Genomic DNA, 20,674 nt, shown 5'->3' with positions numbered 1-20,674 from the left:
GAGCGGGGGCGCGCGGGGAGTGTGGGGAAGATCCGGTTGCTGCACCGGTAACGACCAGCCGTCATGAGCGACTTCATGAGGCGTCGTCAGGGCATGGCAAACCTCCGGGCCGCACTGCTCGCCTCGGTGTCAACGCACGCGGGACGGCAGCCGCCGTGTATCGGTGTCTGGACTGTACGGCGATGATTGATCACCTAATGCGGTGTGTCAATGGGTGATCGAGGGAATGTGATCCTGCTCCCGTATCGCCCTGCGGGGACGATAGATGGGCAGGGCAAAGACCGCTTGCGGCACGGCCGGGGTGTTGTGAAACGCGAAGGGTAAGCGCAGGTCGGGACCGCCGCGAATACCGATCGGTAATAAGACGGGTAACAAGATCGAAAATTGCCCGGGGGCCGGTGGTGTGGCCGGGAGATCGCGCCCACTAAAGCGGTATAGGTGCTTCCAGCCGGCCCGTGCGATCGCCCGGCGCGCCGGTGGGCCGAGGGGTACGGAGCGGTGGCCGGCGGATGAACGGCGACGGGCGGAACGGTGACGAAACGGCCGCCCGCAGACCGGAAACCTTACGTCAAGATCCTTTCTGGACAGGAAGATTGGCGCTCAAGCGTGTTCTGCTCCGAAGCTCCGCCCCGATAGAACCTGATCGTCAACAACACCTCGTGTCTGTGCCCCACAAGGGAGAGATCGTGAAGCGGATGGGATGGGCCGTCACCGCGGCCGTCACCACCATCGTCTTGGCCCAGTCGTCCCTCGCCGCCCAGGCGGCGGACTCCACCTCCGGGTGGCGGGCCCCCTCGTGCACCAAGGTCGTGGGTGACGGTGCCGTCACCTTCACCGCCGACGACGGTGCCACCCTCACCCCCACGACGGGCACCCTGAAGTCCGTCAGCTACACCCACGGCCTGGTCGCCCTGGACACCCCCAACACCCTCCTGGCCACGCACAACGACGAGCTCCAGCGCTCCACCGACGCCGGCTGCACCTGGACCCGCGTCGCCACGCTCGGCAGCGGCTCCACCTGGTTGACCGCGGCCACCGGCGGGCGGGCCTTCGCCTGGGAGAAGAACGGCGGCTACCTCGCCCGCGTCGACGGCCGGACCGTCACCAAGCTCTCCTCGCCCACCTCCGACATCGTCGGCGTGGGTACCGACAAGGCGCGCCGCGACCACGTCCGCGTCGCCGGCAGTGACGGGCAGTTGTACGACTCGACGGACGCCGGCGCCACCTGGAAGCCGGTCGGCACGCTCGCCTTCGGTGCGGGGGCCAACCTCTACACCGTGTCCTTCGACCCCGCCGACCTCGACCACGCCGTCGCCGGCGGCATGACGACCGGCGGCGCGGTGACCACCGACGGCGGCGCCACCTGGACCGTCGCCACCGGCCTGTCCGCCACGCCCGGCGGCAAGGCGAACCTCTTCGCCGCGGCCGTCTCCCCGGCCGACCGCTCCGTCGTCTACGCCCTGGGCATCGACCTCGTCGAGGCCGCCCCGAGCTCGGGCGCCGAGGGCCGGCACCTCTACCGGTCCACCGACGGTGGCAAGACGTACACCCGCATCGTCGACGACACCCCGGACACGGAGCTCACCAACAGCACCCTGCTGGCGCCCAGCCCGGTCGACGCCAACGTCCTCTACTTCGAGTACGGCACCTACTTCCAGAGCTACGGCACCGACCTGTACCGCTACGACGCGCGGACGGGCAAGGTCGGCAGGACGCACAACGCCCACGACGGCATCTCGTCCATCGCCTTCAACCCGGCGCGGCCGTCGGTGATGTACCTGGGCCTGGAAGAGGTGCAGATCGACCACTGAGCCCGGGCTTTCCATCCGTCCGGGGAGCGAGCCGGTCCGCGCGCACGTGGAGGTCGTGCGGACCGGCGGCCCGTCAATTCGGTGGATCTCCGGCGGACGCCGCGCTAGCGTCACCGCCGTGACCGCTGCGAACACAGAGAACGCCGAGAACGCCGAGAACACAGAAGTCGCTCAGAACGCAGAGAACGCAGAGAACGTGGAAAACCGGGTCGAAGCAGGGGACTTGGAGGCGGCTGACCCGGCCGGAACCACCCGCCGCATCGCCGAGGAAATCCTACGCCGGCACGGTACCGGTCTGACGGACGCGCTCCGGGGCCGGGGCTGGACCAACGCGACCTGGCTGACCGACGACCTGGTCGTCCGCGTCGCCACCGCGCCCGGCCGGACCGATCTGCTGCGCGAGGAACGGCTGGCCCGGCTGCTCCCGGCCGAGGTCGGCTACCCCGAGATCGTCGACTCGGGCGTCCGCCACGGCCACGAGTGGGTGCTGACCCGCCGGGTGCCCGGGGAGAACCTGGAAGAGGTCTGGCCGTCGCTGGACCCCGAGGCCCAGGCGCGCGCCCTGGAGCAGATGTGGCGACGCGTCCGGCACGTCCACCGCGTCGACACGGCCGCCGCGGCCCCGCACGCCCGTGTCCGCTCGCCCTTCTTCCCCGAGGACGCGGCCGGCGCGGCGGCCGTCCTCGACCGGCTCGTCCGCGCCCGGCAGCTCACCGGTGGCCAGGCCCGCGGGCTCGGCCGCGTCCTCGACCGGTTCTGGTCCGCGCTGCCCGCCGCCCCGCGAGCGCTCAACCACGGCGACTTCTGCGCCCCCAACGCACTCTGGCACGACGGTGAGGTCGTGGCCCTGCTCGACTTCGAGTTCGCCGTCGTCGCCCCCGTCGCGGTCGACCTCAACGAGGCGGTGAAGACGGCCTTCGGCCCGGAGGGCGCGGAGGGTGGACACGCGCCACTGCGGGACGCGATCCGGCGGATCACCGCGGAGACCCTCGACGAGGCCGGCGGACCCGACGTCCTCCTGGGGCACGCCGTCCTGCTGGAGATGTGGGTGCTGGAGAACGAACTGGCCGAGGAGGAGCCCGACGAGGACGACCGCGCCCACGCCACCGCCATGCTCGCGGCCTTCGCGGAAGGCGACGGCGGCTTCTACGGACCGCTGCTCGCCGACGTGCGGTGAGAACCGCCCGGAGCACCGCGGCGCGGGTGGGCGGGGCGAGCGACCGGAGCCGCACGCCCTCCCGCTACCGCGTGTACGCCCTCAACGGAGCGGGGACGAGCCCGGCGTCCCGCGCCGCGGTGAGGGCGCGGCCTAGATCGGCGGCCAGGGTGGGGGTGAAGTGCAGCAGGACGATGTCCCCGCGCCGCAGTCGTGGCACCGGCGGGGGCGTGTCGCCCCAGGTCGTGAAGTCGTGTGTCCAGGTGACCAGGGCCCGGACGCCGCACTCGCGCGCCGCGGCCCGGGTGGTGTCGTCGTAGCGGCCGAAAGGCGGTCGCAGCAGGTCGGGCGCGCGCCCGAACGCGGCGTTCAGCCGGTCGCGGGCCGCGCAGATCTCCTTTCGCCGGCCCGCGGGGTCGAGAGTGGTGAGGTCGGGGTGACCGACGGTGTGGTTCCCCACGGCGGCCCCGCGCCGGCCCGCCAACTCCCGGAAGTAGCCGGGGTCCTGGCTCACGGCGTCGGGGAGCGGGAACAGGGTGACCGGCACCTTCCGGTCCCGGATCAGGGCGGCGGCGGCCGGGTCGCGGAACCAGCCGTCGTCGATCGTGAGGAAGACGACGGGGTCGTGCGTGGGAATGCGCGAGAGCACCGGTGGCAGGTGGTGCCCTCCGGTGCTCCGCGCGGCGGCGGAGCCGGCCGGCCCCGCGAGAACGGTGAGGCCCGTGAGGAACATGAGGGCGAGAAGGAACGGGAGGAGTGCGCGACAGCGTCCTGGCATGACCGCATCATTGGTTCAGACCAAACTGCTGTCAACGCTCCGGGGGCGCGGTTGAACGGCTCCGCGGATCCGCTCGCGGGCGCCCCCCCCCGGTTCCCCTCAGAAATGCCAGCTCGGCGTTCCGTCCGCCGCCGAGAGCGCGAAGAACAGCACGAGTCCGACGACGCCCAGCACCATGCCGAGCCGCGCCCGGAAGCGCCGGGCGGTGCCCTTCGCCAGGGCGGTCGCGCCGAGCGCGATGGCGCACGGGCAGAAGACGAGATTGGCGATCAACAGGCCGAGCAGGCCGGTCACGAACGACGTCACCGCCATGAAATCGGCGTTCCTGCGCCGCCGTTCGGCCGCGCCGGCCCGGCCCGCCCGGAAGCGTCGGCCCGCGGGGCGTGCGTGGATGTCCTGATTCGGACCCTGATGGCGGTTCCTGTCGGGATTGTTGGCCTGATGGCGGCCTCCGGGGGCGATGTCGGCCGGATGGCGCGCGTGATCGGGGTGCCCGGCGTCGGGCCTGACGGAACTCGTGGAGCGCTCGTCGGCGCGTTCGTGCGTCTCGGTGGCGTCACGGCCGTCGTCGGGGCGCCGCCTGCCGACGGCCTCGTCGTCGCGGGCGGGCCCGTACGGCCCGACGGGCCTCCGGGTGTCGACTGAAGAGAAGGGGTTCACGGGGGCTCCTCCTTAACGGTCCCGCCGGTGCGCCCGGCGTTCCCGTACCGCGAAGGCGGCCAGCCAGGCGAGGATCGCCGCCGCGGAGACGAGCGTCACGGGCAGTGGCACGTGCGCGGCCGTCCCGGTCAGGACGCCGAGCAGAAAGAGGGCGAGGACAAGGAAGAACATGTCCGTCCTTTCTCTCGAGCTGTCGAAGGATGGCCCGCGGGCGACGACGCGCGGGTGGCGCGGTACTGACGATCCGTCAGCTCCGGTTGTCCGTGTCGTCGCGTGTCGATCTCTTGGATGACGGCTGCCCCCGGGGGAGCCCACTATTCCTGTGACGCCCCCTACTCCGGCTCCGCACGGCGTCGTTGGAACGCGAACCGCCCGGGCGCCGGCCGGCACGTGTGGCCGGCGGCGCCCGGGCGAGGCGGGGAGGGCGGAGGGGAGGAGAGGGGATCAGCTCAGGTCGAAGCTGACGGAGCTGGCCTTGTCGTTCATGCCGTCGCCGACATAGGCGTTGTAGCCGTGGTACGTCTGGTGCGCGCCGCGGAAGTCGCTGTGCTCCCAGAGGGTGATCGGGCAGGCCAGCCCCTGGGCGGAGCTCACCCGGTCGTTCCAGTCGGCGCCCAGGGACGCGAACTCCGGGTACCGCCAGCCGCAGCCCTGGCTGCCGCGGAAGGTGAGCTGGTTGCCGCCCGAGTTGGCGTCGGACCAGATTCTGCCGAGGTCCTTGTAGGCCGCCGCCTCGGCCCCGAAGGCCGCGGCGGCCTTCGACTCACTGGAGAAGCAGCCGGACTGTCCCGTGTCGACGATGTAGGTGCAGAACTTCGCGGGCTTGACGGGGGCGCGGTCGGCCGCGCCGGCCGGAGTCGCCAGGGCGGCGGTGCAGGCGAGGGCGGCGGCGCTCAGGGCGAAGGCGGTGTGCAGGCGTTTCACGGTGACTCCTCGGGCGGTCGGTGGCGCGCTGGGGTGTGGATCCGTGCGGTGGCCGTGCGGGTGTGCCGTGCGCAAGTTCGTACAACGTTCTACTGTGCGAGCGTGCGAGCCGAGTCAACAGGCCCGGGGGAGCGGGGGCGAGGGCGAGAACTTGCCATGGGCAGATGACCGTGTCATTTCGGCCAAGAGGGGGGCGGGGCCCGGTGAGCGAGTGTTCGCACCCGGCCCACGCACCCCGCACCCCACACCCCGCGCACCCCCGCGCACTCCACACCCCCGTACCCACGCCGAAAAGGCCGCTCCCCGAACGTTCGGGGAGCGGCCTCTTCGCCGTGGGGTGCGCGGGCCCAGTGTGCGCGGACCCAGGGTGGGCGGCCGGCCCTGTGGCGGCAGCCGGTCAGTGCCTCCCGGTGCGCTGACGCAGGCGTCCGACCAGGGCCAGGGTCAGTGCCAGGCCCCCCGTGAAGTACACCTGGACGCGCGTGTCCGCGTCGAGCGTCATCAGCACCAGGATCCCGGCCACCCCGGCCAGTGTCACCCACGTCAGATACGGGAAGCCCCACATGCGGACCACCAGCCTGCCGGGCGCCTCGCGCTCCAGCCGGCGGCGCAGAAGCAGTTGGGAGACGGCGATGAAGCCCCACACGACCAGCACGACGCCGCCGACCATGTTGAGCAGCCAGGCGAAGACCGTGGTCGGCCACCAGAACGACAGCAGGACGGCGAAGAAGCCGAACCCGGACGAGGCGAGCACCGCGCGGCGCGGAATCCCGCCGGACACCCTGCCCAGGAACGCAGGGCCCTGGCCCCGCGCGACCAGCGAGTAGGCCATGCGCGACGAACCGTAGATGTTGGCGTTCATCGCCGAGAGCAGCGCGATCAGCACGACCGCGTTCATGATCTGGCCGCCGGCCGGCACGCCCAGCCGGTCCAGCACGGCCGCGTACGGGCCCTGCTCCGTGACGGCCTTGTCGTGCCACGGGAGCAAGGTGACGATCACCAGCATCGAGCCGACGTAGACGACACCGATCCGCCACATCGTCGTCCGGACGGCCTTGGCCACGCCGCGCACGGGGCTCTCGGACTCGGCGGCGGCGATGGTGACCGTCTCCAGGCCGCCGTAGGCGGCGACCGAGGCCAGCAGGCCGATCAGCAGCCCGCTCGCTCCGTTGGGCAGGAACCCGCCGTCGTGCAGGAGGTGCGCGGTGCCGGGGGAGTCGCTGCCGGGCAGGACGCCGAGGACGGCCAGCACTCCGAGGCCCAGGAAGAGGGCGATGGCCCCGATCTTGAGGGCGGCGAACCAGAACTCGAACTCGCCGAAGTGCGCGACGGAGCCCAGGTTGGTGCCGCAGAACAGCGCCATCAGGATCAGCACCCACATCCAGGACGGAGTGCCGGGGAACCACCCCTGGAGGATGTGAGCGGCACCGATCGCCTCGATCGCCACACCCACCACCAGCAGGGTCCAGAACATCCAGCCGGCGGTGAAACCGGCCCACCGGCCGATCGCCCGGTCCGCGTGCACGGAGAACGAGCCGGACGCCGGGTTGGCGGCGGACATCTCGCCGAGCATCCGCATCACGAACATCACGAGCAGACCGGACGCGGCGTAGGCGAGCACGATGGAGGGCCCGGCGGCGGCGATGCCGGCGCCCGAGCCGACGAACAGACCTGCCCCGATGACCCCGCCGAGCGCGATCATCGACAGGTGGCGCTGCTTGAGGCCGTTCGACAGCGAGTCCGAGGGCGAGGGGGCCACGGGGGAGGTGCCACCGGCGGGCGCGTCGGTTGCGGGCCCGCCGCCCGGGGGCGGCGGAGAGGGCGTCAGTGTCCGGCTCATGGTCATGCCTGTCCAATATGCGAGATCGGGAGGTCTCGATTATGGGCAAACGGGTGAGGCGGTGCGGGGCGCGTCCGATATTCGGACGATCGCATCACGCGCTGTGATCGTCGAGCGGCGGGGACGTGGGGGAGGGGGAGGTGGAGAGGTAAGGAGGGTGGACCGGGAACAGCGGGTGAAGACGGAAAACATGCGCGAATCGGGCGATCTGCGAAGATCGGCTCATGAGCGCTCGGTTTCGCTCCCTCCTGGCGCACTGGCCGGCGGGCGCGCCCGCCCTCGCCGCCGTCGTCCTCGCGCTGACCTGGGGGCGGTCGCTGTCCCCGGGGCTGGTCGCCCTGGTGAGCTGCTGCCTGGCCGGCGCGGTGCTCGCCGCGGTGCACCACGCCGAAGTGGTCGCGCACCGGGTCGGCGAACCCTTCGGCTCCCTTGTACTGGCCCTGGCGGTGACCGTCATCGAGGTGGCCCTCATCGTCACGCTGATGGCCGACGGCGGTGACAAGAGCAGCTCGCTCGCCCGGGACACCGTCTTCGCCGCCGTAATGATCACCTGCAATGGCATCGTCGGCCTGTCCCTACTGGTGGGAGCGGTACGGCGGCGGGTGGCGGTCTTCAACGCCGAGGGCACGGCGGCGGCCTTCGGCACCGTGGCGACCCTGGCGGGTCTCAGCCTGGCCCTGCCGACGTTCACCACCAGCACCCCCGGCTCGCGGTTCTCCCCCGCCCAGCTCGTCTTCGCCGCCCTGGCCGCCCTGTTCCTCTACGGCCTGTTCGTGGCGACCCAGACCGTGCGGCACCGGGACTACTTCCTGCCCGTGACGTCCGCCGGCGAGGTCATCGACACCGACGACCACGCCGACCCGCCGTCCGCCCGGACCGCGCTGACCAGCCTCGGGCTGATGGGCGTCGCCCTGATCGCGGTGGTCGGCCTGGCCAAGGGCGTCTCGCCGGTCATCGAGTCCGGCGTGGCCGCCGCCGGTCTCCCGGCGTCCGTCGTCGGCGTCGTCATCGCCCTCCTGGTACTGCTGCCCGAGACCATCGCCGCCGTGCGCGCCGCCCGCCGCGACCGCGTCCAGACCAGCCTCAACCTCGGTCTCGGCTCGGCCATGGCCAGCATCGGTCTGACCATCCCCGCCGTCGCCGCGGCCTCGGTCTGGCTGGAGGGCCCGCTCGTCCTCGGCCTCGGGGCCACCCACATGGTCCTGCTCGCCCTCACCGTCGCCGTCGGCACCCTCACGGTGATCCCGGGCCGGGCCACCCCCCTCCAGGGCGGCGTGCACCTGTCGCTGCTGGCGGCGTACGTGGTGCTGGCGGTCAGCCCCTGAGCGGCGCCTGACCGGCCCGACGGAAAGACGCGCGGCGTCCCCGATCCCGCCGGAGGGCGGGCCGGAAGGACCCGACCGGGCCCGGCGCAGGGCCCTCCGGCCCCTGGCCAGGAAGCCCCGCCGAGGCCACGGTGGAGGCGACGGGCGACCCGCCCGACACACCGCGTACCGCGCACCACCGCCTCACACCACCGCGTGCCCACGCTCCCGCGCACCCAGGAGGGTCCCCCATGCCCGGCACCATCGCCGTCGGAGTCGACGGAACCGAGCACAGCAGCGCCGCGGTCGACTGGGCGGCGGCCGAAGCCGCGCGGCGTGGCATGGAACTGTGCCTGGTGCACGCTTCCATACGGCGCCCCCGCACCGTGATGCCCGCCGAGGCCGCCGCGGCGCGGGAGCGCTGGGCGACCGAAGCCCTGCACGACGCGGGAGAGCGGGCGGCCAAGGACTTCCCCCGGCTCACCGTCACCACCAGGCGGCTCGCCGCCGACCCCGTCCCCGCCCTCATCGCCGAGGCGGCCGGGGCCGGCCTGCTGGTCCTCGGCTCTCGCGGCCACGGCACCGTCATCGGCCACCTGCTCGGCTCCGTCGGCCTGCACGTACTGCGCCAGGCCACCGGCCCCGTCGTGGTCGTCCGAGGCCCGCGGGACGACGGCGGGTGGGGGAGCCGGCGGTACGAGGACGGGCCGGCGGGCGAACCGGTCGCCGGCGAGGTCGTCGTGGGGGTGCAGGACCTGGCGGAACGCGCCGCTCCCGTCCTGGACTTCGCGTTCGCCGCGGCGGAACGCCTGGGTGTGCGGCTCCGGGCCGTCCGGGCCTGGGCGGTGCCGCCGGTCTTCGCCTGGAGCCCCGGATCCCTGTGGCTCGCCGAGGAGGACGAGGGCATGGGCGAACGCGAACGCCGCGGCCTGGAAGAGGCTTTGCGCCCGTGGCGCGCACGCCATCCGGAGGTCGACGTGGCCGTCCACGCCGAGACGGGCAGCGCGGCGCAGGTCCTGCTCGCCCATGGTGCCGGGGCCGCCCTCGTGGTCGTCGGACGCCGGCTGCCCGGTCGGCACGGCGTCCACCGCCTGGGCCCGGTCGCCCTGGCGGCTCTGCACCACGCGCCCGGCCCGGTCGCGGTGGTCCCGCACCCCTGAGACGCGGGCGCCTCGGGCCGGGCGCCCGCCCCGCCGACGCGACGTGGGCGCCGCGTCGGCGGGACGGGTCGGGGTCACGTCCCGCGCGGAGTGGACCGGAGCGACGGCCCCGGCAGCCGGGATCAGCGCAGTGCGGTCAGCCGCCGGAGCGCCTGGTGGCCGGGCCGCTGCGCGGAGGTGTCCGGCGACGGTTCGGCGGTGCCGCAGTACGCGGCGTCGACGAGGGCGGCCAGGTCGCCGCCCCAGTCGCCGTTGAGGTTGAACGCGGCGGTGTGCCGTCCGTCGGGCGACGAGACGGCCAGGGTCGTGGAGCCGTGGATGCCGCCGGTGTGCAGCCAGACCTCCTTGCCGCACGTGGTGACGGCGTGGGATATGCCCAGCCCGTACCCGGTCTCGCCGGGCTGGCCCTTGCTGGGCACGGTGGTCAGCAGCTCGCGCTGCTGCCGTTCGGGCAGGAGCCGGCCGCCGAGGAGGGCGCTGTAGAAGCGGTTGACGTCGCCCGTGGTGGAGATGATCTCGCCCGCGGCCCACGCCCAGGACGGGTTCTGCTCGGTGGTGTCATGGATTGTCGAGGACGCGCTGTCGTGGAGCTTGCTGTAGCCGCGGCCGTGCGGGCCCGGGATGCCCGCCCTGGTGCCCGGCAGGGACGTGGCGCGCAGCCCGAGGGGCTTCAGGACGCGGCGTTCGATCTCGGCGGCGTAGGAGCGGCCGGTCAGCTTCTCGATGAGCATCCCGGCGACGATGTAGTTGGTGTTGGAGTAGTTCCATTCGGTGCCCGGGGCGAAGTCCGGCCGGTGGGCGAGGGCGGTCCGCACGAGGTCGGCCGGTTTCCTGGTCTCGTAGCGGTGCTTGAAGAAGTCGGTGCCGAGGGACTTCGCCATGGCCGCGTCATTGGTGTAGTTGAAGAGGCCGCTGGTGTGATTGAGCACCTGACGGACGGTGATGCGGCTGCCGTCGTTGCCGTTGCCCTGGATGAGACCGGGAAGTCTGCGCTCCAAGGTGTCGTCGAGGCCGACCTTGCCCTCCGCCTCCAGTTGGAGGAGGACGACCGAGCTGAACACCTTGCTGACGCTTCCGATGCGGAAACGGTCCTGCGGCAGCCGTTCGCGGTGCGTCCGGAGGTCCGCGACGCCCGCCGAGCCGCTCCACCGCCCCTCCTCGTCCCGCACTTCCCCCAGCACCCCGGGAAGGCCGGCCCGTACCTGCGCTTCCATCGCGGCCTGCGTCGCCTGGTGGCGCGGCGAGTGCCCGCCGGTCGTCGGGGCCTGGGACGCCGGGGGCGCCTGGGCCGCCGGGGCGGCCACGGCCGAGGTGACGGCGGTCGCGGCCACCGTCACGGCCGCCACCACGGCGACGAGGGCCCGGTGCACCGTTCTTCCGCTCATACGCGGTCTCCGTTCGGGTCGTGAGGGGGTGAGTGGTGGTGCGTACGGGAGACAGGACTCCCTTGCCGCGGCCACCCGTTGAGCGGAATTCCGCCGAGGAGGGCCACAAGGGAAGGAACCGGCCACTCACGGTCGCGCCACACTCGGCGACCGAACGGGACGAGTGGCGGTGGTCTGCCAGGAAGGGGCCGCTCCACCGATCCGGCTTCCATGCCGCCCGCCGCTGCGGGAAGTTGGCGGGAAGTCCCCCGTACCGGACACCCGTGTGCCGGTGCGGAGCCCAGCGGGTCGCCGCGGCTCCGACCGGCCGGCGGATGACTGGCCGGCGGACGAATGACCGGAGGACGAACAGCCGGTGACTGAGAGGAGCACCGGCGGGCGAGAGGGAAGGGGCGGCGTCGGGGCTCCCGCGGACGCGGGCGGCTTCACCGGACCGCCTCGTCGCTCCTCCCCGCACCCGCGAACACCCCGCGGAAGGGCAGCGCGACGGACAGGGCCGCCGCGACGAAGAGCCCGCCGGCCCACAGTGGTCCGACGGGCCCGAGCCCGGTGCCGAGAGCGGCGGCGGCGACGAGTGGTCCGACGGCGGCACCGGCGTTGAGAGCGGCGGTCGCGTACGCGCCCGCCATGGTGGGGGCACCCGACGCCTCGTAGAGGACCCGGGTGATCAACGTGCCGCCCAGCGCGAACGACAGGGTGCCCTGCGCGAACACGAGGACGAGCAGGGCGGCGGGCCATTCGGCCAGCAGAGCCGACGCCGGCCAGCCGGCGAGCAGCAGGGGGCCGCCGACCGCGACCACCAGCCCGGGGCGCCGGTCAGCGAGCCGTCCGGCGAGCGTGACGCCGGTGAAGGAACCGACGCCGAAGAGCATCAGGACGGCCGGGACCCACAACCTGTCCAGCCCGGCGACGTCGGTCACCACCGGGGCGAGGAACGTGAAGCACCCGAAGGTCGCCGCGTTCACCAGCGCGCCGAGCAGCATGACCAGGACCAGCCGCGGACTCCTCAGCCGCGCCAACTCCGAACGGAGGGCCGGCCTGGCGGCCGCGTCCTCGCACCGGGGACGCGCGGGCAGTCCCGCGAGGATGCCGACGGCCGTGGGCAGGCAGAGCGCGGCCACTGCCCAGAAGGTGGCCCGCCAGCCGAGCAGCGCGCCGAGCAGGGCGCCCGCCGGGACCCCGGCGATCGTGGCGAGCGTCGTTCCCGAGAGCAGCACGGCGAGCGCCCGCCCCTTCTCGTGGCGGGGCACCAGCCCGGCGGCGGTCGTCAGCGCCACGGCGAGGAAACCCGCGTACGCGAGCGCGGCGACGACCCGGGTGGCGAACAGGACCGGGAAGCTCGTCGTGACCGCACCCACGACATGCGCCGCCGCGAAGCCGAGGACGAACAGCAGCAGAGCGCTTCGCCCCGGCCTGCCGCGCGCGAGCCCGGCCGCGAGCGGGGCGCCGACGGCCGCCCCGACCGCGAAGCCGGGCGTGAGCGCGCCTGCCGTCCCGAGCGATACGCCGAGGTCGCGAGCCATGTCCGGCACCAGACCGGCCGCCATGAATTCGGAAGTGCCCATGGCGAAGACCGCCATGGCGAGTAGGTACAGGGGAATGCGAGGGAAGAGCATCGAGTGGCTCCGAGCGGGGTGAGGAGAGGCGTGGGAAAGCTCGTCTCGTCACCGCGGTCAGCGTTCTCGGGCGCACGAGCGCACGGCGAGGCCGCCGCACGTCCGACGGGTGACCGTCGCACGCCCGGCAGGGCCGTGGAACTCAGTGACGCAGGGGGCTGACGGCGTGACCGGCAGCCCCCACCCTGGATGCTTCGGGGCTCGACATGGCCGGCACGCTACCCGGTGGTGACCGCGGAAGCATCCGTATGTTTCTCGCCCGTTTTTCTCGCCCGACCGCGGCCCCGGGTCCCTCTCGTCCGGCCGCGCCCACCACGCGCTCGTCCTACTCCGCCACGATGCGCTCCACCGCGGCCTTCACCAGCTCCTCGCGCTCCTCCTCCGTGAAGACGTCGGGCAGGGTGAGCTGTTCGACGATCAGCCAGTTCAACGCCGCGATGAGCAGCTTGACGGCCAGGGCGTCGCCGGGGAGGCCGGAGGCTTCGTGGTAGGCGAGGTTGGCGTCGATGTCGGCCCGGACCCGCTCGGTGAGGATCCTGCGCAACTCGGGGCGGCGGGTGGCCTCCAGGCGCAGTTCGAGCAGCGCCAGGTAGCCGGTGCGGAAGGAGGCCACGCGGCCGACGACTTCCCGCATGAGTTCCGTGTAGGTCTCCCGGTCACGGCCTGCCGTCCGCTGACGGGCGATCGTAGCCTCGTCGGGCCGGAGCCGCTCGTAAACACGGGCGCCGGCCTGGGTGAGCAGGTCGTCCCGGTTGGCGAAGTAGTTGGACGCGGTGCCGGCGGGCACGGCCGCCTCGACGTCGACGGCCCGGAATGTCAGTCCCCGCGCCCCCTCCCGGGCCAGCACTTCGATCGCGGCGTCGACGAGGGCGGCGCGGCGCTGGTCGTTACGGCGTGCCATGAGACGCTCCGGTTGCAGTGCTGGGAATGGACCACTCCGGTCAGAGTACTACGCCTGGAATCACTGCCCTGAGTCACCGGTTCCGCAGTTGGAAGCAGGCGACGCGCAGCCCTGGCACCGGTTCCCGAGCGGCGACGCAGGCGAAGCCGAGCCGGCGGTAGAGCGCGATGGCCGGGTGGTTGTCCGCACCCGTACTCACCAGCACGTCGCGGCCCGGTACCCGTTCCGTCAGCAGATGACGGAGCAGGCGCGACGCCAGTCCACGGCGGAACCAGGCGGGATCGACGCACACACGGTCGATGTCGACGGCCGCTTCCCCGCCCGGCTCCCGCCAGGCGACGAACGCGGCGACCCGGCCGTCGTCGGCGACCGCGCCGAGCCACCGCAGAGGTCGCGCCCGCATCTCCTCCAGGCTCTCCCGCAACGCGGGAATGTCCTCGAAGCCGATCAGCTCGGCTTCGACCGCGTAGGCGCGGAGACCGACGCGACGGACCTCCGACGCCGTGGCCGCGTCCCTCATGTGCAATTCGCTCACGACGAAAGGGGTGGCGTCGTGTTCCGCGTACCGCTCGAGCGGCCTTGTGCCCGGCATGCGAGGAGGGCTGCGCAACTGCTGTCGGAGCGGCGGTTCGGCCGCGTCGCGATCCGCTGCCGTCACGACGCGATCCCCTTCAGCCAGTCGTCGACGGTGACGACGTCCGCCCACTGCGGGAACAGCCGCTCGACGAGGACCCGGTGCAGCTCCGGATCGAGGTCCGCGCAGGCGTCGGAGAGGACGGTGAGGCCGAAGTCCATGTCGTTCGCCTGGCACAGCGTCGACAGCACCACGGCGCTGGTGGCTATGCCGGCGAGGACGAGACCGTCGATCCCGCGCGCTCTCAGCAGCACCTCCAGGTCGCTGCCCGAGAACGCGCTCGCCCGTCTCTTCGTGACCACCACGTCGCCGGGCCGGGGCGCGATCTCCGGGTGGACCTCGGTGCCCGGGGCGCCCTCCACGAAGAGGCCGGCCTCGGCGATGGCGGCGAGGGGCCTGTTGCGCGTACCGACCTCCGGGAAGCCGGGGCGCAGCGCGATGACCACGTAGATCACGGGAATGCCCGCCGCCCGGGCGCCGTCGATCGCCCGGCGCACGCGGGGCAGGTAACCGGGGTCGTCGACGGCCATGTCCACGATGGCCCGTTGGACGTCCATCACGAGAAGGGCGGTGGTCATGGCGTCTCCAGGGGCGAAGTGGGTCGGTCGGTGCGCACGGCTGCTCCTTGGGTGCGGCGTCGGCGATGCCATGGCGGCACGACCGACTCTGCCGCACCCGGGGGCCCGTGCCTATCCGTGATCACCCTGACCGGAACCCTGGTTCGTCCCTGATGCGCGGGTCCCGCATCTCCCCGCACCCGCCCCGCCGGCGGTGACCGGCAGTCTCCTGACCAGGTTTCGGCAGTCTCGTGATTAGGTCCCGGCCGGCTCGTGGCCAGGTCCCGGCGGCCTCGCGATCAGACCTTGACGCCGTAATCCTGGGCGATGCCCGCGAGCCCCGAGGCGTAGCCCTGTCCGATCGCGCGGAACTTCCACTCCGGGCCGTGGCGGTAGAGCTCACCGAACACCATGGCGGTTTCGGTGGAGGCGTCCTCCGTCAGGTCGTACCGGGCGAGTTCGCGGCCGTCGGCCCGGTTCACCACGCGGATGAAGGCGTTGCGGACCTGGCCGAAGCTCTGGCCACGCTGAGCGGCGTCGTAGATGGAGACGGGGAAGACTATCTTCTCGACCTCCGCCGGGACCGAGGCCAGGTCGACCTCGACCTGCTCGTCGTCGCCGTCCCCGCCGCCGGTCAGGTTGTCGCCGGAGTGGACGACCGAACCCTCGGGGCTGCGCAGGTTGTTGAAGAATACGAAGTGCCGGTCCGACGGCACCTTGCCGCCGGCGTCACACAGCAGGGCGGAGGCGTCCAGGTCGTAGTCGGCACCGGTCGTGGTGCGGACGTCCCAGCCGAGTCCGACGGTGACGGCGGTCAGGCCCGGCGCCTCCTTGGTCAGCGAGACGTTGCCGCCCTTGGCCAGGGTCACTGCCATGAACTTCCTCCAGGTGGGTGGTGATCGGCCGGGTTGCCGGCCGGCCGGGCCGGCGTTGAGGGCAACCCCGGATCGGACCCTATAGTTTCGCAATTGCGCAAGCAAGAAATCGACGAGGCGCGGATGGTGCGCGAGCGGGAAGCCGGACTCTGTCACTCCGGCCGGCCCGCCTCCTCGATCTGATGGCGGAGGAACGGCAGGACCCCGCGCTCCAGTAGGGCCCGTTGCCAGGCGGCCCGGGCCTCCGCCACGCGTTCGCCGCCCGAAGACGCCGGGCGCGCCGTGCGGTGGCGCACGGCGGTCACGAGCACCCCGACGATCCCGATGAGGACCGCCGCCGCTGCGACCGCCATCGCCAGCCAGCCGGCGGCCTGCAGTCCGCGCGCGAGCCGCGCCTGGACGCCCAGGAGGCGGAAGCCGTACCCCAGGACGAGGAAGGCCCCCGCCGCGGTGGCCGCGAGGGCCGGGACGAGAACGGCCAGCGCGCCGAGCCCGTTCCCGAGTCGCGACGGTGTCGTCCGGTGCCGTGCCGAGCGCAGTTCGAGGTACGTGCGGTACTCGGGGATCGCGGCGGCGGCGATGGCCGCGCGCGACTCCAGGGCCCAGGCGCGGAGTTGGTCGCTGGTGACGGTGTTCGCGGCCCGGAGCGCCTCGGCGATCCGGGGGGAGTCGAGGCCCTGCTCGAGGACCTGCTCGAAGTCGGCTCGGTCTTCGGTCCGCGTGGGGTCGGTGCTCGGCATGCGCGGTCCTCGTCGTCGCGGCGGGTGGTGGGCAAGGGGGCGGCGCATCGCGGGCGGTGGGGGACGGAAGCGGCCGGCGGTCCGTCCCGGAATGTCCTGTGCGGGCCGCTCGGAGGCTTCTCTTCCGGAACACGGCCCGGTGAGCGGCCCGCCCGGGAAATGCCTACCCATCAGGCCGCCCGGCGAAGTCCCGCGCCCGTGCCGTGCGGAGGCGCGCCGGTCGCCCGGGCGCCGCCCGATCGCGCCGCCTCACACACTTGCTATATTGCGCAACCATGAAATTGTGGATGAAGGCGCACACATGACGCGCACCCCCGGTGCCGGGCGTCATGGCGCCCGGCGGAGCACACGGTTGAAGCGGCGGCGGCGCGGCCGGATACGCGTCCTGTCGGTCACGGCCGGAGTCTGCGTGCTCCTGCTGCTCGCGGGAGGCGTGTGGTTCTACTGCCGCCTGGACGGAAACATCGACAGCTTCGACGCCGGAGGACTGTCCAAGAACCGCCCCGCCGGAGGGCAGGGCGGCCGCAACGTGCTCGTCATCGGATCGGATTCACGGTCCGGGGCCAACAGCGCGCTCGGCGGGGGAGAGGGGGACGTCGGGCGCTCCGACACCGCGTTCCTCCTGCACGTGTACGCCGACCGGAGACACGCCGTCGCGGTGTCGATCCCGCGGGACACCCTGGTCGACATCCCGCCCTGCCGGCTGCCGGACGGGACGTGGACCGAAGCGAAGTCCGGCGCCATGTTCAACTCCGCCTTCTCCGTGGGGCTGACGGCCAAGGGCAACCCCGCCTGCACCCAGAACACGGTGGAGAAGCTCACCGGTCTCCGCGTCGACCACACCGTCGTCGTCGACTTCGCGGGGTTCGCCGCCATGACCTCCGCCGTCGGCGGAGTGCGGGTGTGCCTGCCCGGCGACGTCTACGAGGGGGACCTCGACCCCCACCGCGGATCACGCGGCGCGCGCATCTTCGCCAAGGGGCCGCAGACCGTGTCGGGGCGGAAGGCCCTGGACTACGTACGGCTCCGCCACGGCCTGGGCGACGGCTCCGACATCGGGCGGATCCGGCGTCAACAGGCCTTCGTCGCCGCCCTCATCAAGAAGGTCAAGGGCGAGGGCTTCGACCCCACCACACTGCTGCCGCTGGCCGATGCCGCCACCCGCTCCCTGACCGTCGACCCGGGCCTCGACTCGGCGCGGAAGCTGCTCTCCTTCGCCATGTCGCTCAAAGACGTGGATCTGCACGACACCAAGTTCGTGACACTGCCCTGGCGTTACCAGGGCAACCGGGTGGCGGTCGTCCAGCCGGACGCCGACGCCCTGTGGGACGCGCTCCGGCACGACCGCACCCTCGACGGCAAGGCGACCGACGGCGGGAGCCCGCCCGCCGGTGCCTCCCGGCACCCGGAACCCTCCTCGTCGCCCTCCCCGGGCGCAGGGATCAGCGTGAGCGTCCACAACGGAACGGCCGTGCCGGGCTTGGCCGCCCAGGCCGCCGGCGCGCTGCGCGCCGCGGGCTTCACGGTCAGCGGCACCGGCGACGCCCCGCCCCGCGAACGGACGGCGGCCGACGCCGGGCGGACGACCGTCGTCACCTACGGCCCGGGCCTGCGCGACCGCGCGCGGACCGTCGCCGACCGCTTCCCGGGCGCGGAACTGCGGCCCTCGTCCGTCCCCGGAATCGATGTCGTCCTGGGCACCTCCTACGCCTCCTCCCGCACCGCGCGACCCGCCCCCTCGCCGTCCGCGTCGACGCCCGCCGCGGTGCCCTCACGGGTGGCCGAAGAGGCCCGCTCCGCCGACGACGACATCTGCTCCCGCATCTCCTACGGCTGACAGACCGGGACGACCGACTCAACGCCCGGTACCGCCAGGTCATTTGACCGCCGCGTCCGGCCGACCGCTTCCCCTCCGGCCGTGCGACGGTGCGGACGGGTACGCGGTCCGGGGCCGCCCGCGTCCCACGGCGCCCCGAGGGACGGGGAAGCGCGGCGGCCACGTGACGACGCCGGTAGCCGGCGGATGGGTGCCGGACGTCGGTGACGGCGGCGTACGCGCAGGAGCGCGGCGCGCGGTCCGGCCCCGCCGACGCACGCCGGACCACGTGTACGACTTCGTCACCCACGACCTGTCCGGGAGCCTGCCGTCGGGACCGCTCACCGCGGTGAGCGGCCCCGACGGCCCCGACGGCCCCGACGGCCCGGAAGGCGCGAGAAGCGCCGGCCGCCCACCGCCGACGCCGGCGAAACCGGACGGGGGGGCGGAGCGTGAGCCGCCGCCCGTGTCCCGCCTCATCCTCTAGAGTGCGGCTGTGCATCACGAGACGCCCCCCGGACCCCTCCCCGTGCCCGGCGCCGCCGGTTACGGCGAAGCAGCGGAAACGCTCGCCGCGCAGTACGAGGGCGTGGAATTCGCCGAGGTACACCGCGAGGTGCTGCACCTGTTCCCCCAACTCCCGGGAACGGTACTCGACATCGGGGCGGGCAGCGGACGGGACGCCGCCGCGCTGGCCGGGTTCGGGCACCGCGTCGTCGCCGTGGAGCCCACGGCCGGATTCCGCGCGGTGGGCCGGCGCCTGCACGCGGACCGGGAGATCGAGTGGGTGGACGACGCGCTGCCCGAGCTGCGGTCCCTGCGAGAACGGCGGTTCGACCTGGTCCTGCTGACCGCCGTGTGGATGCACCTGGACGAGGCCGAACGCTCGGCGGCCATGCCGGCCGTCGGCCGACTCGTCGTACCCGGCGGCCGGGTCGCCCTCTCCCTCCGGCACGGGCCCGTCCCGGAGGGCCGGCGCATGTTCCCCGTCACGGCCGACGAGACGGCCGCCCTGGCACGCCGGTGCGGACTCGCCACCGTCCACCGCGCACGGAACACGGATCCGCTCGGGCGGACGGAAGTGACCTGGAGCCACCTGGTCTTCGAGCGGCTCTGACCCGGCGCCGACACCGGCCGGCACCGCGGAGCGCGCTCCGAGACCGTGCCGGTCCCGGCCCCCGGCTGGGCCGCCGGGCCGGCCCGGCACCGCTGCCGCTTCCGTCCGGTGGCCCCGGCCCGCTGGGCGTACCGCTGTGGCTGTCCGACGGTGGCCGACGGCGTGCTGGACGTGTACCGCTTGCCGGAAGGAAGATCGGAACAGTGTAAAGATCGGCGTAAGTTTGATTTAACTTTCATACGGGATTGCTGCCGTATTGTTCAGAAACCGTGCAATACGAGCTGTTGTCGGCGGTTCCCTCGGCGTGTCGCCGTGTGCCGCGCAAGGGGCTCCGCCCCGCCCGAGATGCGGCCCTGAGGGTGGGCGTGCACGCTGGAACGACGATCTCGACGTCCCCCGACGAAAGGGTGAAGGAGCATGATCGTCCAGAAACTGCACGAAGCCGGCCTGCGGAGCGAGCACGCCTACTGCATGGCCTTCGGCTCCATCGCGCTGACGGTGGTGGCCTGGGCCGGGTCGCTGAAGGCGGAGAGCGCCGGCACCGCCCGAGCCGACCGCTGGGGCATCTTCGTCGGCGAGTGGGCGCCGACGTTCTTCACCCTCGGTCTGGCACTGGCCCGTTACGAGGACCGCGACTGATCACGAGGACCGCGACCGACGACCGAGACGACTCCGGCACGGCCGCGGCCGTCGGGAACCGTCCGCTGCCACGGACGGTTCCCGCACGTCGGCCGGAACCCGGACGCGGGTCCCGGAACCGGCGGTTCGGGCCCCTGGTCCGGGTGAAGGGACCCCGGTCGCCGGGACCCGACGGGGCGTCGCCACTATGTGGGCATGACCCACGACTACCCGGCCGACAAGACAGGTGAGCACGCCTTCCCCTGCCCCCACTGCGCGACGGGGGACAACGCGCCCGTGGCGGAGGCGCGGGCGGGCAAACGCTCGTTCCGTGACGACCTGAACCGCAGACTCGCGACCGAGCCCGCCCTCGAAGGCAGCGGTTGCTGGGACTCCGTCGAAGGGACGGTGCTGGCGGCGGTGGCCGGTGTCGCCGGGTTCTCCTTCGCCGACAAGTGGGGCTGGCCGAGGCCCGAAGTCATCGGCGCGGTCGTCGCGGCACTCGTCATCGCGGGCCTGATCGTCTTCATCCGCGCCCAGAACCGCGACCTCCGCCGGGTTCGGGCCGGCGCCGCCCGGGCCGCCGAACTCGTCGGAGACGCGCGCTACTGCTACACCTGCGGAGGCGTCTTCCACCCCACCGGCACACCGTGGCCGAGCCTCGTGACACCGGACGCGTTCCGCCGGTACGTCTGGACCGGCGCGGGCTACGGCGACCTGCTCGACGCGAAGGCGCGGGCGGCCAAGATGCCGTGACGGCGGAGCGGTGCGCCGCGGGCGGA

The 20,674-nt window shown here is 72.9% G+C and carries 20 protein-coding genes; 8 read left to right on the top strand and 12 right to left on the bottom strand.

The genetic code is table 11. From position 1 onward, the window contains the following. Positions 1–695: 695 nt before the first annotated feature. A complete protein-coding gene (locus ACZ6X9_RS29205; RefSeq protein ID WP_469781029.1) occupies positions 696–1,811 on the top strand; it encodes a WD40/YVTN/BNR-like repeat-containing protein in 1,116 nt (371 codons plus the stop codon). Positions 1,812–1,929: 118 nt separating this feature from the next. After that, entirely contained in the window at positions 1,930–2,988 is a 1,059-nt protein-coding gene (locus tag ACZ6X9_RS29200; protein WP_469781009.1) for a phosphotransferase family protein, read from the top strand. A gap of 64 nt (positions 2,989–3,052) precedes the next feature. Here the strand turns inward: ACZ6X9_RS29200 and ACZ6X9_RS29195 are convergent, their stop codons facing one another. From ACZ6X9_RS29195 to ACZ6X9_RS29175, 5 genes are all read right to left on the bottom strand, one after another. After that, positions 3,053–3,745, bottom strand: a complete 693-nt coding sequence (locus tag ACZ6X9_RS29195; protein WP_469781008.1) for a polysaccharide deacetylase family protein — start codon at positions 3,743–3,745, stop codon at positions 3,053–3,055. Positions 3,746–3,844: 99 nt separating this feature from the next. After that, positions 3,845–4,405, bottom strand: a complete 561-nt coding sequence (locus tag ACZ6X9_RS29190) for a DUF4190 domain-containing protein (protein WP_469781007.1) — start codon at positions 4,403–4,405, stop codon at positions 3,845–3,847. Between the two features lie 12 nt (positions 4,406–4,417). Continuing rightward, positions 4,418–4,576 carry a hypothetical protein gene (locus ACZ6X9_RS29185; RefSeq protein WP_469781006.1) on the bottom strand — a complete coding sequence of 53 codons (159 nt, stop codon included), beginning with the start codon at positions 4,574–4,576 and terminating at the stop codon, positions 4,418–4,420. A gap of 273 nt (positions 4,577–4,849) precedes the next feature. After that, positions 4,850–5,329 carry a hypothetical protein gene (locus ACZ6X9_RS29180; protein ID WP_469781005.1) on the bottom strand — a complete coding sequence of 160 codons (480 nt, stop codon included), beginning with the start codon at positions 5,327–5,329 and terminating at the stop codon, positions 4,850–4,852. A gap of 397 nt (positions 5,330–5,726) precedes the next feature. Continuing rightward, the gene (locus ACZ6X9_RS29175; protein WP_469781028.1) at positions 5,727–7,169 is read right to left on the bottom strand and encodes an amino acid permease; all 1,443 of its coding nucleotides are present in this window, start codon (positions 7,167–7,169) and stop codon (positions 5,727–5,729) included. A 224-nt stretch (positions 7,170–7,393) separates the two neighbouring features. Here ACZ6X9_RS29175 and ACZ6X9_RS29170 point away from each other — a divergent pair, with 224 nt between their 5' ends. Further along, positions 7,394–8,494, top strand: a complete 1,101-nt coding sequence (locus ACZ6X9_RS29170; protein ID WP_469781004.1) for a calcium:cation antiporter — start codon at positions 7,394–7,396, stop codon at positions 8,492–8,494. A gap of 230 nt (positions 8,495–8,724) precedes the next feature. Beyond that, positions 8,725–9,633 carry a universal stress protein gene (locus tag ACZ6X9_RS29165; RefSeq protein ID WP_469781003.1) on the top strand — a complete coding sequence of 303 codons (909 nt, stop codon included), beginning with the start codon at positions 8,725–8,727 and terminating at the stop codon, positions 9,631–9,633. Between the two features lie 122 nt (positions 9,634–9,755). Here the strand turns inward: ACZ6X9_RS29165 and ACZ6X9_RS29160 are convergent, their stop codons facing one another. From ACZ6X9_RS29160 to ACZ6X9_RS29130, 7 genes are all read right to left on the bottom strand, one after another. Next, positions 9,756–11,018, bottom strand: a complete 1,263-nt coding sequence (locus tag ACZ6X9_RS29160; RefSeq protein ID WP_469781002.1) for a serine hydrolase domain-containing protein — start codon at positions 11,016–11,018, stop codon at positions 9,756–9,758. Between the two features lie 425 nt (positions 11,019–11,443). Continuing rightward, the gene (locus ACZ6X9_RS29155; protein WP_469781001.1) at positions 11,444–12,634 is read right to left on the bottom strand and encodes a Cmx/CmrA family chloramphenicol efflux MFS transporter; all 1,191 of its coding nucleotides are present in this window, start codon (positions 12,632–12,634) and stop codon (positions 11,444–11,446) included. A gap of 325 nt (positions 12,635–12,959) precedes the next feature. Further along, the gene (locus tag ACZ6X9_RS29150; RefSeq protein ID WP_469781000.1) at positions 12,960–13,535 is read right to left on the bottom strand and encodes a TetR/AcrR family transcriptional regulator; all 576 of its coding nucleotides are present in this window, start codon (positions 13,533–13,535) and stop codon (positions 12,960–12,962) included. A 73-nt stretch (positions 13,536–13,608) separates the two neighbouring features. Beyond that, positions 13,609–14,070 (bottom strand): GNAT family N-acetyltransferase, encoded by a 462-nt coding sequence (locus tag ACZ6X9_RS29145; protein WP_469780999.1) that lies wholly within the window; start codon positions 14,068–14,070, stop codon positions 13,609–13,611. A 119-nt stretch (positions 14,071–14,189) separates the two neighbouring features. Then, a complete protein-coding gene (locus ACZ6X9_RS29140; RefSeq protein ID WP_469780998.1) occupies positions 14,190–14,747 on the bottom strand; it encodes a cysteine hydrolase family protein in 558 nt (185 codons plus the stop codon). Between the two features lie 278 nt (positions 14,748–15,025). Further along, positions 15,026–15,601, bottom strand: a complete 576-nt coding sequence (locus ACZ6X9_RS29135; RefSeq protein WP_469780997.1) for a TerD family protein — start codon at positions 15,599–15,601, stop codon at positions 15,026–15,028. Between the two features lie 152 nt (positions 15,602–15,753). Further along, a complete protein-coding gene (locus ACZ6X9_RS29130) occupies positions 15,754–16,341 on the bottom strand; it encodes a hypothetical protein (RefSeq protein WP_469780996.1) in 588 nt (195 codons plus the stop codon). 301 nt (positions 16,342–16,642) lie between these two features. Between ACZ6X9_RS29130 and ACZ6X9_RS29125 the strand changes: the two genes are divergently transcribed. The 4 genes from ACZ6X9_RS29125 to ACZ6X9_RS29110 all read left to right on the top strand — a co-directional run bounded on the left by ACZ6X9_RS29125 (position 16,643) and on the right by ACZ6X9_RS29110 (position 20,648). Beyond that, the gene (locus ACZ6X9_RS29125; protein WP_469780995.1) at positions 16,643–18,178 is read left to right on the top strand and encodes an LCP family protein; all 1,536 of its coding nucleotides are present in this window, start codon (positions 16,643–16,645) and stop codon (positions 18,176–18,178) included. Positions 18,179–18,653: 475 nt separating this feature from the next. After that, the gene (locus ACZ6X9_RS29120; RefSeq protein ID WP_469780994.1) at positions 18,654–19,274 is read left to right on the top strand and encodes a class I SAM-dependent methyltransferase; all 621 of its coding nucleotides are present in this window, start codon (positions 18,654–18,656) and stop codon (positions 19,272–19,274) included. A 417-nt stretch (positions 19,275–19,691) separates the two neighbouring features. Further along, complete coding sequence (locus ACZ6X9_RS29115) at positions 19,692–19,913, top strand: hypothetical protein (RefSeq protein ID WP_185943109.1); 222 nt, start codon at positions 19,692–19,694, stop codon at positions 19,911–19,913. A 195-nt stretch (positions 19,914–20,108) separates the two neighbouring features. Next, entirely contained in the window at positions 20,109–20,648 is a 540-nt protein-coding gene (locus ACZ6X9_RS29110) for a hypothetical protein (protein ID WP_469780993.1), read from the top strand. The last annotated feature ends 26 nt before the right edge of the window (positions 20,649–20,674 follow it).

Source organism: Streptomyces sp. NPDC052910 (assembly GCF_055585605.1).
The sequence above is the reverse complement of the archived record's forward strand: the minus strand, read 5'-3'. Positions and strand labels throughout refer to the sequence as shown.

Coding starts and splice junctions, on each gene's coding strand:
- ACZ6X9_RS29205 (WP_469781029.1), top strand. CDS start 696: ATGGGATGGGCCGTCACCGCGGCCGTCACCACCATCGTCTTGGCCCAG.
- ACZ6X9_RS29195 (WP_469781008.1), bottom strand. CDS start 3,745: ATGCCAGGACGCTGTCGCGCACTCCTCCCGTTCCTTCTCGCCCTCATG.
- ACZ6X9_RS29185 (WP_469781006.1), bottom strand. CDS start 4,576: ATGTTCTTCCTTGTCCTCGCCCTCTTTCTGCTCGGCGTCCTGACCGGG.
- ACZ6X9_RS29175 (WP_469781028.1), bottom strand. CDS start 7,169: ATGAGCCGGACACTGACGCCCTCTCCGCCGCCCCCGGGCGGCGGGCCC.
- ACZ6X9_RS29170 (WP_469781004.1), top strand. CDS start 7,394: ATGAGCGCTCGGTTTCGCTCCCTCCTGGCGCACTGGCCGGCGGGCGCG.
- ACZ6X9_RS29165 (WP_469781003.1), top strand. CDS start 8,725: ATGCCCGGCACCATCGCCGTCGGAGTCGACGGAACCGAGCACAGCAGC.
- ACZ6X9_RS29160 (WP_469781002.1), bottom strand. CDS start 11,018: ATGAGCGGAAGAACGGTGCACCGGGCCCTCGTCGCCGTGGTGGCGGCC.
- ACZ6X9_RS29155 (WP_469781001.1), bottom strand. CDS start 12,634: ATGCTCTTCCCTCGCATTCCCCTGTACCTACTCGCCATGGCGGTCTTC.
- ACZ6X9_RS29150 (WP_469781000.1), bottom strand. CDS start 13,535: ATGGCACGCCGTAACGACCAGCGCCGCGCCGCCCTCGTCGACGCCGCG.
- ACZ6X9_RS29140 (WP_469780998.1), bottom strand. CDS start 14,747: ATGACCACCGCCCTTCTCGTGATGGACGTCCAACGGGCCATCGTGGAC.
- ACZ6X9_RS29135 (WP_469780997.1), bottom strand. CDS start 15,601: ATGGCAGTGACCCTGGCCAAGGGCGGCAACGTCTCGCTGACCAAGGAG.
- ACZ6X9_RS29130 (WP_469780996.1), bottom strand. CDS start 16,341: ATGCCGAGCACCGACCCCACGCGGACCGAAGACCGAGCCGACTTCGAG.
- ACZ6X9_RS29125 (WP_469780995.1), top strand. CDS start 16,643: ATGACGCGCACCCCCGGTGCCGGGCGTCATGGCGCCCGGCGGAGCACA.
- ACZ6X9_RS29115 (WP_185943109.1), top strand. CDS start 19,692: ATGATCGTCCAGAAACTGCACGAAGCCGGCCTGCGGAGCGAGCACGCC.
- ACZ6X9_RS29110 (WP_469780993.1), top strand. CDS start 20,109: ATGACCCACGACTACCCGGCCGACAAGACAGGTGAGCACGCCTTCCCC.